The sequence below is a fragment of the Pseudomonas sp. CAN1 genome, assembly GCF_030462585.1.
Classification (GTDB): Bacteria; Pseudomonadota; Gammaproteobacteria; order Pseudomonadales; family Pseudomonadaceae; genus Pseudomonas.
In genome coordinates this window covers 338,404-351,845 of the sequence record NZ_JASMRU010000003.1, presented here as the reverse complement: position 1 = coordinate 351,845, position 13,442 = coordinate 338,404, and the positions used below count along the sequence as shown (strand labels likewise).

General features: G+C 62.9%; 10 protein-coding genes and 3 tRNA genes. 4 read left to right on the top strand and 9 right to left on the bottom strand.

Annotation, left to right across the window (positions count from 1 at the left end; genetic code table 11):
* Positions 1-18 precede the first annotated feature (18 nt).
* Positions 19-189, top strand: a complete 171-nt coding sequence (locus QO207_RS07205; RefSeq protein ID WP_017516731.1) for a DUF3094 domain-containing protein — start codon at positions 19-21, stop codon at positions 187-189.
* A 53-nt stretch (positions 190-242) separates the two neighbouring features.
* Positions 243-1,541, top strand: a complete 1,299-nt coding sequence (locus QO207_RS07200; RefSeq protein WP_301531795.1) for an NAD(P)/FAD-dependent oxidoreductase — start codon at positions 243-245, stop codon at positions 1,539-1,541.
* Positions 1,542-1,776: 235 nt separating this feature from the next.
* On the opposite strand, the gene cyoE is transcribed toward QO207_RS07200, so the two are convergent.
* From cyoE to QO207_RS07160, 8 genes are all read right to left on the bottom strand, one after another.
* Positions 1,777-2,664: a heme o synthase gene (gene cyoE / locus QO207_RS07195; RefSeq protein WP_301531794.1), complete on the bottom strand. Its 888-nt coding sequence runs from the start codon at positions 2,662-2,664 to the stop codon at positions 1,777-1,779.
* Positions 2,665-2,675: 11 nt separating this feature from the next.
* Positions 2,676-3,038, bottom strand: coding sequence for a cytochrome o ubiquinol oxidase subunit IV (gene cyoD, locus QO207_RS07190; protein WP_081517365.1), 363 nt, complete (start codon positions 3,036-3,038; stop codon positions 2,676-2,678).
* A complete protein-coding gene (gene cyoC / locus QO207_RS07185; protein ID WP_015475724.1) occupies positions 3,038-3,667 on the bottom strand; it encodes a cytochrome o ubiquinol oxidase subunit III in 630 nt (209 codons plus the stop codon). The genes cyoD and cyoC overlap by 1 nt, the downstream gene beginning before the upstream one ends.
* Positions 3,668-3,671: 4 nt before the next feature.
* Positions 3,672-5,654: a cytochrome o ubiquinol oxidase subunit I gene (cyoB, locus tag QO207_RS07180; protein WP_301531793.1), complete on the bottom strand. Its 1,983-nt coding sequence runs from the start codon at positions 5,652-5,654 to the stop codon at positions 3,672-3,674.
* 6 nt (positions 5,655-5,660) lie between these two features.
* Positions 5,661-6,656, bottom strand: coding sequence for a ubiquinol oxidase subunit II (gene cyoA / locus QO207_RS07175; RefSeq protein ID WP_301531792.1), 996 nt, complete (start codon positions 6,654-6,656; stop codon positions 5,661-5,663).
* A gap of 937 nt (positions 6,657-7,593) precedes the next feature.
* A tRNA-Lys gene (locus tag QO207_RS07170) sits at positions 7,594-7,669 on the bottom strand.
* A gap of 6 nt (positions 7,670-7,675) precedes the next feature.
* Positions 7,676-7,752: transfer RNA gene (locus tag QO207_RS07165), tRNA-Pro, on the bottom strand.
* 9 nt (positions 7,753-7,761) lie between these two features.
* Positions 7,762-7,837, bottom strand: a tRNA-Asn gene (locus QO207_RS07160).
* 220 nt (positions 7,838-8,057) lie between these two features.
* Between QO207_RS07160 and QO207_RS07155 the strand changes: the two genes are divergently transcribed.
* On the top strand, positions 8,058-10,349 hold the full coding sequence (locus tag QO207_RS07155; RefSeq protein WP_301531791.1) for a DUF1631 domain-containing protein: 2,292 nt from the start codon (positions 8,058-8,060) through the stop codon (positions 10,347-10,349).
* Between the two features lie 11 nt (positions 10,350-10,360).
* A complete protein-coding gene (locus QO207_RS07150) occupies positions 10,361-10,714 on the top strand; it encodes a PilZ domain-containing protein (RefSeq protein ID WP_301531790.1) in 354 nt (117 codons plus the stop codon).
* A gap of 53 nt (positions 10,715-10,767) precedes the next feature.
* Here the strand turns inward: QO207_RS07150 and clpB are convergent, their stop codons facing one another.
* Positions 10,768-13,332 (bottom strand): ATP-dependent chaperone ClpB, encoded by a 2,565-nt coding sequence (clpB, locus tag QO207_RS07145; RefSeq protein ID WP_301531789.1) that lies wholly within the window; start codon positions 13,330-13,332, stop codon positions 10,768-10,770.
* Positions 13,333-13,442: the final 110 nt, after the last annotated feature.

The following is a 13,442-nucleotide window of genomic DNA, read 5'->3' as shown; positions in this document are numbered from 1 at the left end:
TATAAACGGAGGCCGCCCATGCCCAGTCGCCTGAGCCCCGAAGACCAGCAGAAGGTCGATCAGTACCTCAGCTCTCCCGTCCACCAGGTCCAACGCGCGCCGTTCAAACCCTGGCTGATGATGGGAGCCTTGCTCGCGGTGGTCATCGCCCTGGGTCTGCTGAGCCGCCTCCTGGCCTACCTTGCGTGAGCGCCGTGCCGCCACGGGCCGATACAGGATTCCTTAAGCTATGAGAATGCACCATGTCCCATCGTATCGTGATCGTCGGCGGCGGCGCCGGCGGGCTGGAGCTCGCGACCCGTCTCGGCCGCACCCTGGGTAAAAAGGGCAAGGCGCGCATTACGCTCGTCGACGCCAATCTCACCCACATCTGGAAACCCCTGCTGCACGAAGTCGCCGCCGGCTCGCTCAACTCCTCCGAGGATGAGCTGAACTACGTCGCCCAGGCGAAATGGAACCACTTCGAATTCCAGCTCGGCCGCCTCAGCGGCCTCGACCGCGCGGGCAAGCGCATCCAGCTCGCCGCTACGCTCGATGAGCAGGGCGAGGAGCTGGTGCCGGCGCGCGGGCTGGACTACGACACCCTGGTCCTGGCCATCGGCAGCACCACCAATGACTTCGGCACCCAGGGTGCTGCGGACCATTGCATCTTCCTAGACACCCGCGAGCAGGCCGAGCGCTTCCACAAGCAGTTGCTGACCCACTACCTGCGCGCCCACGCCGGGCAGGACAAGGACGACCAGATCAGCGTCGCCATCGTTGGCGCCGGCGCCACCGGTGTCGAGCTGTCGGCCGAGTTGCACCACGCCGCGCAGGAGCTGGCGGCCTACGGCCTGACCGGCATCCAGCCGCAGAACATGCGCATCACCCTGATCGAGGCTGGCCCGCGCGTGCTGCCGGCGCTGCCCGAGCGGATCAGCCGCCCGGTGCACCAGACGCTGGAGAAGCTCGGCGTGCGCGTGCTGACCGGTTCGGCGGTGCAGGAAGTCACTGCTGAAGGCCTACACACCGCGGTGGGCGAGTTCATTCCGGCGAGCCTGAAGGTCTGGGCGGCGGGCATCCGCGCGCCGAGCCTGCTCAAGGAGATCGACGGCCTGGAGACCAACCGCATCAACCAGCTGGTGGTCCGCCCTACCCTGCAGACCACCCGCGACGACAACGTCTTCGCCTTCGGTGACTGCGCCGCCTGCCCCATGGGAGATGGCAGTGACCGCAATGTGCCGCCGCGCGCCCAGGCCGCGCACCAGCAGGCATCGTTGCTGGCCAAGGCCATCGTTGCACGCCTGGAAGGCAAGCCGCTGCCGGAGTACCGCTACACGGACTACGGCTCGCTGATCTCGCTGTCGCGCTTCAGTGCTGTCGGTAATCTGATGGGTAACCTAATGGGCAGCGTGAAGCTCGAAGGCTGGCTGGCGCGGATGTTCTATGTGTCGCTGTACCGCATGCACCAGATGGCGCTGTACGGGCCGTTCCGCACGGCGCTGCTGATGATTGCGGACCGTATTGGGCGCAGCACCGAGCCGCGGTTGAAATTGCACTGATCGGATAGCGATCGCGGACAGAGTCCGCTCCTACGCCCGAGGCAAGCACCACGCCTCACCTGTAGGAGCGGGCTTGCTCGCGAACCGCCCTGGCATCGGAGCAGCCGGAAAGCACCGTTCGCGAGCAAGGGCTAGGCGCCCCCCTCGGTCCTACAAAAGCACATCGTCCATATTGAAAAGACGCACACAAAAAAGCCGCCCCGAAGGGCGGCTTTTTCGTTGCAGCAGAACGGCCTTATAGCGCTGCCAGCATCGACGGGGCCGGGATGGCCTGGAAGTCGATGGACATCATCAGGCTCAGCACGCTGATCGCGATGATGGAGAAGGCGAACAGCTGGCGGGCCCAGCGGCGGTCGTCTTCGGCACTGAAGCCCTTCACCGCGATGAACAGCCACCAGGCGCTGACGGCCAGCGCCACCACCAGGTAACCGTAGCCGGCGAAGCCGGTCACGGTCAGCAGCAGGGTCGCAAGACCAAAGGCCACCACGTAGTAGAGGATCTGCTTCTTGGTCGCTTCGATGCCCCGCTCCACCGGCAGCACGGGGATCCCGGCGGCGCGGTAGTCGTTGAGGCGGAAGATCGCGATGGCGTAGCTGTGCGGCATCTGCCAGAGGCAGAAGATCAGCAGCAGCACCGCCGCACCCATGTCGAAGTGACCGCTGGCGGCGCAGTAGCCCACCACCGGCGGCATGGCTCCGGAGAGACTGCCGACCAGCGTGCCGTAGACCGAACTGCGCTTGAGCCAGAGGCTGTAGAGCACGACGTAGACGAAGAAGCCGAACGCGGCGAGCAGGGTTGCCTGCACGTTGGTCTTCCAGGCCAGCAGGCCGAAGCCAGCCACGCCGAGGACCACGCCGTGGGCCAGGGCGGCCTTCAGCGAGATCTGCCCGGTCACGGTGACACGGCCACGGGTACGCTCCATGAAGCGATCGATGTCGCGGTCGATGCAGTTGTTGAAGACACAACCGCTGGCAACGACCAGGGACAGGCCGATCACGGTGGCCAGCAGCAGCATCGGGTCAACGCTGCCGCGAGCGGCGAGGAAGTATCCCCCCGCCACTGCGATCAGGTTGCCGAAGATGATGCCCGGCTTGGCTACCAGGAGATAACGCTTGAGTTTCACGGCATCGGCCCTCAGGGCATCGGCATCATCAGGGTGTCTGCGGTGTAGATGATCCACAGCGACAGACCGACCACCAGCAGGATGATGATGGCGGTGAAGATGAATGCCATGACGTTCCAGCGACCTTCGGAGCTGAAGTTCATGTGCAGGAAGCAGATCAGGTGCACGACGACCTGGACCAGGCCGAGGATCACCATGGTCAGCAGGGTGGCGTGACGCGAGAAGCCGCCGTCGATGACCATGTAGAACGGGATCGCGGTCAGGATCACCGAGAGCACGAAGCCGATGGCATAGGAACCCAGGCTGCCGTGACCGGCGCCGTGGTCGCCGTGGCCGGCACCGTGGGAGTCGTGATGATGTGCAGCAGCGGTCATTACAGAGCCCCCATCAGGTAGACGACGGTGAATACGCAGATCCAGACGATGTCCAGGAAGTGCCAGAACAGGCTCAGGCACATCATGCGGGTGTTGTTCTGCGCGGTCAGGCCACGGGTGCCGATCTGCGCCATCAGCACCAGCATCCACAGCAGGCCGGCACTGACGTGCAGGCCGTGCATGCCGACCAGGGTGAAGAAGGACGACAGGAAGGCGCTGCGGCTCGGGCCGAAGCCTTCGACGATCAGGTGATGGAACTCGTTGAGTTCCATGCCGATGAACGCGGCGCCGCAGAGGAAGGTCACGCCCAGCCAGGCGATGGCCTTGCCCTTGGCACCCTTGTGCGCGGCCAGCATGGCCAGGCCGTAGGTGCAGGAGGAGATCAGCAGGATCGCGGTTTCGACGGCCACGTAGGGCAGTTCGAAGATGTCCTTGCCGCTCGGGCCGCCGGCCGTGTGGTTGACCAGCACGGCGTAGGTGGCGAAGACGCTCGCGAACAGGATGCAGTCGGTCATCAGGTACAGCCAGAAGCCGAAGACCGTCATGCCGCCGCTGTCGTGGGCGTGGTCATGGTCGTGCGCCGCTTCGTGCGTATCGACCAGGTGTTGATTCAGTACTGCCGTCGACATGGTTTTATACCTGCTGCGCGGTGGCGAGTTTCTGGAAGTTGGCGTTCTCGATGCGCTCGATCTCATCCGGCTGGACGTAGTAGTCCACGTCGGTGATGTAGCTGCGCGCGATGACCGAAGCGATCATGCCGACGAAGCCAACACCCACCAGCCACCAGATGTGCCAGATGGCAGCGAAGCCGAAGATGAAGGCGAACACGGCGATGGAGAAACCAGCGGCGGTGTTCTTCGGCATATGGATCGGTGCATAGGCCGGCAGCTTGCGGTACGCGGTACCGGTCTGCTTCATCTCGTGGAACGCGTCGATGTCGTTGACCTTCGGCAGTTCGGCGAAGTTGTAGTACGGCGGCGGCGAGGAAGTGGACCATTCCAGGGTACGGCCGCCCCACGGGTCGCCAGTCAGGTCGGCCAGCTTCTCGCGATTCTTGATCGACACGAACAGCTGGATCAGCTGGCAGGCGATACCAAAGAAGATCAGCACGGCGCCACAGAAGGCCACGACCATGTACGGCTGCCACATCGGGTTTTCGTAGTGGTTCAGGCGACGGGTCATGCCCATGAAGCCGAGGACGTACAGCGGCATGAAGGCCATGTAGAAGCCGACCAGCCAGCACCAGAAGGAACGCTTGCCCCACTTCTCGTCCAGCTTGAAGCCGAAGGCTTTCGGGAACCAGAAGACGAAGCCGGCCAGGTAGCCGAACACCGCACCACCGATGATGGTGTTGTGGAAGTGGGCGATCAGGAACAGGCTGTTGTGCAGCAGGTAGTCAGCACCCGGAATGGCCAGCAGAACGCCGGTCATGCCACCGATGGTGAAGGTGATGATGAAGCCCAGGGTCCACAGGATCGGGGTGTCGAAGCGCAGGCGGCCACGGTAGATGGTGAACAGCCAGTTGAACAGCTTCACCCCGGTCGGGATCGAGATCAGCATGGTCGCAACGCCGAAGAAGCCGTTGACGTCGCCGCCCGAACCCATGGTGAAGAAGTGGTGCAGCCACACGGTGAAGCCGAGGAAGGTGATCGCGGCGCTCGCCCACACCATCGAGGTGTAGCCGAACATGCGCTTGCCGGCGAAGGTCGCGGTGACTTCGGAGAAGATACCGAAAGCCGGCAGGATCAGGATGTACACCTCAGGATGGCCCCAGGCCCAGAAGAGGTTGATGTACATCATGGCGTTGCCGCCCAGCTCGTTGGTGAAGAAGTGCATGTCGAAGTAGCGGTCCAGCGACAGCAGGCCCAGGGCCGCGGTCAGGATCGGGAACGACGCAACGATCAGGATGTTGGCGAAGGTGCAGGTCCAGGTGAAGATCGGCATCTGCATCAGCTTCATGCCGGGGGTGCGCATCTTGAACACGGTCACCAGGAAGTTGATACCCGTGAGCAAGGTACCCATACCCGATATCTGTAGCGCCCAGATGTAGTAGTCCACACCCACGCCCGGGCTGTAGGCCAGCTCGGACAGCGGCGGGTAAGCGACCCAGCCGGTACGGGCGAATTCACCCAGGCCCAGCGAGACGTTCACCAGCATGGCGCTGACGACCAGCAGCCAGAAGCTCAGGGAGTTCAGGAAGGGGAACGCCACGTCGCGTGCGCCGATCTGCAGCGGCACGGCCAGGTTCATCAGACCGGTCATGAAGGGCATGGCCATGAAGATGATCATGATCACGCCGTGAGCGGTGAAGATCTGGTCGTAGTGTTCCGGCGGCAGGTAGCCGTGGTTGGCGCCTTCAGCCAGCGCGAGTTGGCCGCGCATCATGATGGCGTCGGCAAAGCCGCGCAGGAGCATGACCAGGGCGACGATGATGTACATCACGCCGATTTTCTTGTGGTCGATGGACGTCAGCCATTCGGTCCACAGGTAGGTCCACTTGCGGTAGTAGGTAATCGCGCCGAACACACCGAGGCCCAACAGGGCGACGATGGCCAGCGTGATGACGATGATCGGCTCGTGATACGGCACGGCCGACAGTGTCAGTTTCCCGAACATCTGCGGTTACTCCTGGCTCGGATTCGATTGCATGCCAGGCATGCCTTGCATGTTGCTCATGTCGTGGCCCGCCATGGCGGTCTCGTCATGCGCTGCTTCGCCGTGCTCACCCTTCTCGGCCTGTTCTTTGGCTTCGTGGGCCTTGGCCATCGCGTGGCCAGCGTGTTCCCACTTGTTCAGCACGTGGGAGAACAGCTCGGGGCTGACGGTTGCGAAGTAGGTCGCCGGGACGTTCTCGGTCGGCTTCACCAGCTCCGGGTACTGATCCAGGTTCAGGGTCTGCTGCGAGGCCTTGACCTTCGCGACCCAATCCTGGAAGCCCTGCTCGGAGGTGGAGATGGCCTTGAACTTCATGCCCGAGAAGCCGCCGCCGCTGTAGTTCGCGGAGATGCCGTCGAACACGCCTTCTTCGTTGGCGATCAGGTGCAGCTTGGTCATCATTCCGGCCATGGAGTAGATCTGGCTACCCAGCTGCGGAATGAAGAACGAGTTCATCACCGAATCCGAGGTGATCTGGAAGTTCACCGGGGTGTCTTTCGGGAAGGCGATTTCGTTGACGGTGGCGATACCCTGTTCCGGGTAGATGAACAGCCACTTCCAGTCCAGCGAGATGGCCTGGATGGTCACCGGCTTGACCTCGGAGTCGAGCGGACGATACGGGTCCAGCTTGTGGGTGCTCTCCCAGGTGATCCAGCCGAGCACGGCGATGATCAGGCAGGGAACCAGCCATACCACCAGCTCGATCTTGGTCGAGTGAGACCAGTCCGGCATGTAGGTGGCCTTGGTGTTCGAAGCCCGGTATTTCCAGGCGAACCCGAGGGTCATCAGGATGACCGGCACCACCACGATCAGCATCAGCAGGGTTGCCGTGATGATCAGGGACTTCTCGTCAGCGCCGACCTGCCCTTTCGGGTCGAACAGCGCCATGTTGCAACCACCGAGCATCAGCATCGGCAGCCACGCAAGTCTCTTCAAAATTCCTGTGTACTGCTCTTTTTTCATCTTGCGGCCTTAGTGGATGAAAATCGCTTCACCGCCCACGAGCCTTCGCCACGCATTGCTCGACGACTCGTTACCCGCGACTTTTCCAAGCCGCCTGCCAGGGCTGTCATGGATTCACGAACGCGGCCGCACGGATTCCAGGCAAAGGGAGGTCGCCCGGTCTTCGCGATGCGAAACCGATTTCGTCAGCTGATTCGTTCCGTGTTATTCAGCGTGTGGTGTCTGGACTGGCGGCTCGTGAGAACACGCGCGTCGCACACCGGATGCACGAGCGGATTGCCCGACTCGTCTTGATGACAGGAGCCCACCGATGGCAGCCCCCTGTTGTTATGCCGCTGCACCGAAGGGTGAGCACTGGCTTTGATTCACGTCAGTGCGACTCAGCGATTTGGGGGTAGGAAATGGACGGCGGGTATTACAAAGCATTTCAGAAACCCCTTTCAAGGCCCCGACCCTCCATTTTTAACAAGATATTTTCTCACCCTGTGAAACAGTCCCGACGAGGATCGCTCACAAAACGATCAATTCACACATCCTGAGAAAGGCCTTTTCCACCCCACAAAGCCTTGCTTCCTGAAGCGAGGAAAATGTTTCAAATCCATGAACCACGGGGGTTACAGCGTCTTTCGGAAAGGCCATCTCAAGCTGTTGGAGCACCTGGCAAAGACCTTGCCATGACGGCGATCAAGAACTCTTTCAAAAGACCGGACATGCCCCTGCGCACCCTGCGACACATCGACGCAGTGGGATTTTTGCAAGAGGGAATGTGCGACGAAGTATGACGTTAGTGCCAGTTCTGGAGAGCAAAAAGCCGTGGCGTCAGGCAGTCGATTGGCGCCCGGCGACAGGGATATGGAGAGGCGATTATTGCGGAAAATGAAAAAACCCGCAGTCTCAATGAGGCTGCGGGTTTTTCATGGCTCTTGCGAGCCGAATATGGTGGGTCGTGTAGGATTCGAACCTACGACCAATTGGTTAAAAGCCAACTGCTCTACCGACTGAGCTAACGACCCAAAAGTTGGTCGGGGTAGGGGGATTCGAACTCCCGACATCTTGCTCCCAAAGCAAGCGCGCTACCGGACTGCGCTATACCCCGTTTGAAAGTTGGCTCCGCGACCTGGACTCGAACCAGGGACCCAATGATTAACAGTCATTTGCTCTACCGACTGAGCTATCGCGGAACTTAAGAACCTTTCAATCTCCTCTACTTTCTTCCGGCTTCACCGGTTTCCCGTATCAGAGGCGCGCCATTTTACGTATATCGAAACGCCTGTCAACACTCTGATCCAAAAAGTTTTTCTTCTCTTTGCAGGGAGCCGGGCTGGTTGCTATATCTGCATGGAAAAACACGAGTGATCCACCGCGGGTGTAAACGGATAGATCACGACGCACAGGACGGCCATGAGCAACAAGGACACCCCACCGCCCTCCCCCATCGCCAGCCGGATGATCCAGCCGCGCTTCGGCGAGCTGGTACAGGGCTGCCGCCAACTGGCGATGAACCGCCTCGCCGAGCTCCTGGGCAATGTCTTTGCCCAGGTCGACGACACGCTGTTCGAATGCGCGGAGAAAGCCGAGAACAACCAGGTCCAGGCGCTGTTCTTCGACAGCATGCGGGAAATCCGCCGCGAGCGGCCGAATCTGGAACGCTACTACCACCAGCGCATCGCCCAGGGCCTGAACGACTTCCTGGAGGGCAAGCTGCCACTCGCCGAGCCGCTGGAAGAGCTGGACATCGACCAGTTGACCCTGGTCGGCAACGAGGAATATGAGGAGACGCTGCTGGTCACCAACATGGTGAACCAGGTCCGCGCCCACTGCGCGCAGCTGCTGTTCGCCCTGGATCAGCGCCTGGCGCTGCTCAACAACGGCAGCAAGCTGGGCGAGGAGCGCAATCCCTTCGGCCCGCAGGCCATTGCCCAGGCGTTCCGCGACACCCTGGCGCGCAGCGCCTTCCCGCTGCGCATCAAGACCATCCTTTATGTCCTTTTCGATCAGCAGGTCATGCAGCACCTGCAACCTTTATATGAGCAGCTGAACCAGCGCCTGGCCGATGGCGGCATCCTGCCCAACCTCAAATACCGCCCCCAGGGCCAGCGCCCGGCGCAGGCGCAGCGCCCCGCCGCAACCGAAAAGGCCGCGGCCGGCATGCAAAGCCCACCGCCGCTGCAGCCCTATTACAATGTCGGCGAGCTGCCGGACGTTCCTCCCGCCGACCGTAACGCCCTGTTCGGCGGCCTCGCCGTGCTGCTCGCCGAGCACCGCCGGCGCGGCGACAAGGCCACGCTGTTCGGCAACAGCCAGAGCATCGTCAGCTTCGGCCCGGCGACCGCCACCACCACCTATAGCGCCAACGAGCTGCTGGAGGCGCTGAACCGCCTGCAACGCGAATCCGCCCAAGAGATGGCCCAGCGCCTGCGCCAGCCGCAGCCGGTGCAAGCGCTGAAAGCCGACCTGCAGCGCCAGCTCGAAGCCGCTTCCGCGCAGCCGGGCAATACCCGCCTGACCGAGCAGGAAGCCGATGTGATCGACCTGGTCGGCATGGTCTTCGACTTCATCCTCGACGACGAGAACCTGCCCGACAGTTGCAAAACCACCCTCTCCCACCTGCACACGCCGTTCCTCAAGGTCGCGCTGCTGGACAAGCAGCTATTCACCCAGCATCACCACCCGGCGCGCAAGCTGCTCAACGCCATGGCCCAGGCCGGTGTGCTGTATGGCGGCGAGGGCGAGGAGCGCAACCTGCTGGCGAAGATGCACTGGATAGTCGAGCGGGTGATCCAAGACTTCGCCGGCGACTTCAGCCTGTTCGACAAGCTGCTGGGCGAGTTCAACGAATACGTCGGCAACCTGCGACAGAAAGTCGAACTGCGCGAGCGCCGCGCCATGGAAGCCGCGCGTGGCCGCGATCGCCTGCTGGCGGCCCGCGAGCAGGCGCTGGAGGCGATCGCCAGGGTCACCCGCGAGCGCGAGCTGCCCGAGCTGGTGCGTAACTTCCTCGACATGAGCTGGTGCGATGCTCTGACCTTCATCGTCTTGCGCAGCGGTGAGCACAGCGACGAATGGAAGCGCGCTTGCGAAGTGGCCGAACAGCTGGCCTGGAGCGTCACGCCGCTGGACGAGGAAGGCCGCCTGCGCCTGCGCGAGATGCGCGTCAGCCTGCTGGACGACCTGCGCAAGGGCCTGGAAGTGCTTGGCGGCTACCACGAGGACGGCATCCGCCGACTGCTGCAGGACCTGGTGGCCTGCCAGCATGCGATCCAGGCCAAGCAGCCGCAGATCGCCGCGCAACTCAAGCAGGAACTGCCGGAAAGCCCGCTGGGCGCCATGCTTGGCGCCGAAGGCCACACCCTGGTGAAGCCCGGTAATGAGCCACTTTCGGAGCGGGTACGAGTCCTGATGAAGGAACTCGGTCACCTGGAGTTCGGCACCTGGTTCGAGTTCAGCGACACCACGCCGGCGCGCCGGCTCAAGCTTTCGTGGTTCAGCCCGACCACGCGCAACTACATGTTCGTCGACCACACCGGGCAGCGGGTGGCGGTCAAACCCATAGTGCAGTTGGCCCAGGAGATGGAAGCGGGCAAGGTCCGCCTGGTTCCGACGGAACAGTCCGCCCCGCTGATGGATCGTGCCCTGAGCGCGATCTACCGGGTCCTGCAACGCTTTACCGGGCGCGGCCCGGCACAGATCTGAAGGAGCAGTCGATGTCAGAACGTCGCCAGCACAGCCGGCAGCAGACCGGGCTGACCGTGGAAGTCTTCGACCGCCACTCCGGGCGCAGCCTGGGCCGGCTCGCCGACCTTTCCGCCGAGGGCTTCATGCTCTGTGGCGTGGACGTGCCGGAGGCCGACTCGGTGTGGGATTGCCAACTGGTACCGGCGCCGCCGCTGGACGAGATCGGCGTGATCCAGCTGGGTGCGGATTGCCTGTGGAGCCGCGCCGGCGTGGATGGCCAGCTGGGCTGGGCGGGCTTCCATATCATCGATATCGCCGAGGATCAGGCCGAGTTGATCGAGCAGTTGCTGGTGATGCTTGGAGGCGAGCAGCAGCCCGGATAGATAGAAGACATGAAAAAGCCCGCCAATTGGCGGGCTTTTTCGTGGAGCGTGGATCAGGAGAAGACGATCTCGTCGTTCTCGACCCGGGCGTGGATCTGCTGGCCGGGGAGGAACTTGCCGGCGAGGATCAGTTGCGCCAGCGGGTTCTCGATCCAGCGCTGGATCGCGCGCTTGAGCGGGCGAGCGCCATACACCGGGTCGAAACCGACGGCGATCAGCTTGTCCATGGCCTCGTCGCTCAGCTCCAGGCCCAGCTCGCGCTCGGCCAGCCGCTTGCGCAGGCGGCCCATCTGGATCAGGGCGATGCCGGCGATCTGCTCGCGGGCCAGCGGCTCGAACACCACCACTTCATCGATCCGGTTGATGAATTCCGGGCGGAAGTGGCTATTCACCGCATCCATGACGGCCGCACGCTGGGCCTCGCGATCGCCCACCAGTTCCTGGATCTGCGCCGAGCCCAGGTTGGAAGTCATCACCACCACGGTGTTGCGGAAGTCCACGGTACGCCCGTGGCTGTCGGTCAGGCGGCCGTCTTCCAGCACCTGCAGGAGCACGTTGAAGACGTCCGGATGAGCCTTCTCCACCTCGTCCAGCAGCACCACCGAGTACGGCTTGCGACGCACGGCCTCGGTCAGGTAGCCGCCTTCTTCATAGCCGACGTAGCCCGGCGGTGCGCCGATCAGGCGAGCCACGGAGTGCTTCTCCATGAACTCGGACATGTCGATGCGCACCAGCGCTTCCTCGGTATCGAAGAGGAACTCGGCCAGGGCCTTGCACAGCTCGGTCTTGCCCACCCCGGTCGGGCCGAGGAAGAGGAACGAGCCGCTGGGGCGATTCGGGTCTGCCAGGCCGGCGCGGGAACGGCGCACGGCGTTGGAGACGGCCACCACGGCCTCGTCCTGGCCAATGACGCGACGGTGCAACTCGTCTTCCATGCGCAGCAGCTTCTCGCGCTCGCCTTCGAGCATTTTCGATACCGGGATACCGGTCCACTTGGCGACGACTTCGGCGATTTCCTCGTCGGTCACCTTGTTGCGCAGCAGCTGCTTCTCGGTCTGGCCGTGCTGGTCGACCATCTGCAGGCTGCGTTCCAGGTCCGGAATGGTCTGGTACTGGATGCGCGCCATGGTTTCCAGGTCGCCCTTGCGCCGTGCGGTTTCCATTTCCTGCTTGGCCTGCTCGATCTTCTGCTGGATCTGCGCGGAACCCTGGACTTCGGCCTTCTCCGACTTCCAGATTTCCTCAAGATCGGCGTACTCGCGTTCGAGCTTGGCGATGTCTTCTTCGAGCTTGGCGAGGCGTTTCTTGGTGGCCTCGTCGTCTTCCTTCTTCAGCGCTTCGCGCTCGATCTTCAGCTGGATCAGGCGACGTTCCAGGCGATCCAGTGCCTCCGGCTTGGAGTCGATCTCCATGCGGATGCGGCTGGCGGCCTCATCGATCAGGTCGATGGCCTTGTCCGGCAGCTGGCGGTCGGTGATGTAGCGATGGCTGAGCTTGGCCGCGGCGATGATCGCACCATCGGTGATGGTGACGCCGTGGTGCACTTCGTAGCGCTCCTTCAGGCCACGCAGGATGGCGATGGTGTCTTCCTCGCTCGGCTCATCGACCAGCACTTTCTGGAAGCGGCGCTCCAGGGCGGCGTCCTTCTCGATGTACTGGCGGTACTCGTCCAGGGTGGTGGCGCCAACGCAGTGCAACTCGCCACGGGCCAGGGCCGGCTTGAGCATGTTGCCGGCATCCATGGCGCCCTCGGCCTTGCCGGCGCCGACCATGGTGTGCAGCTCGTCAATGAACAGGATGATCCGCCCTTCCTGCTTGGACAGCTCGTTGAGCACGGCTTTCAGGCGCTCCTCGAACTCGCCGCGGAACTTGGCGCCGGCGATCAGCGCGCCCATGTCCAGCGCCAGCAGGCGCTTGTCCTTCAGGCCGTCAGGCACTTCGCCATTGACGATACGCTGGGCCAGGCCTTCGACGATGGCGGTCTTGCCGACGCCGGGTTCGCCGATCAGCACGGGGTTGTTCTTGGTGCGGCGCTGCAGGACCTGGATGGTCCGGCGGATTTCGTCGTCACGGCCGATCACCGGATCGAGCTTGCCGTCCTCGGCGCGCTTGGTCATGTCGACGGTGTACTTGTCCAGCGCCTGGCGCGACTCCTCGGCGTTCGGGTCATTCACCGCTTCGCCGCCGCGCAGGTTGGCCACGGCGTTTTCCAGGGCCTTCTTGGACACACCCTGGCTGGTCAGCAGCTTGCCGAGCTTGGTGCTGTCGTCCATGGCCGCGAGCAGCACGAGCTCGCTGGAGATGAACTGGTCGCCCTTCTGCTGGGCCAGGCGGTCGGCCTGGTTGAGCATGCGCGCCAGGTCCTGCGACAGGTTCACGTCGCCGGTGGGGTTCTGGATCTTCGGCAGCGTATCCATCTCTTTATTCAGAGAGGCACGCAGCGCCGGGATGTCGAAGCCGACCTGCATCAGCAGGGGCTTGATGGAGCCACCCTGCTGGTCGATCAGCGCGGACAGCAGGTGTACCGGTTCGATGGCCGGGTGGTCATGTCCAACGGCCAGGGACTGGGCGTCGGAGAGTGCAAGCTGGAGCTTGCTGGTCAAACGGTCGATTCGCATGAGGGTCGTCCTTCCTTTCTATAGCGGGCCGGAGCGATGAGTGCCCCTGGTCACGACTAACCCGCCGGGATGCCAGATAGATAAGGACGATTTTGGCCGGTTCAAGCCAT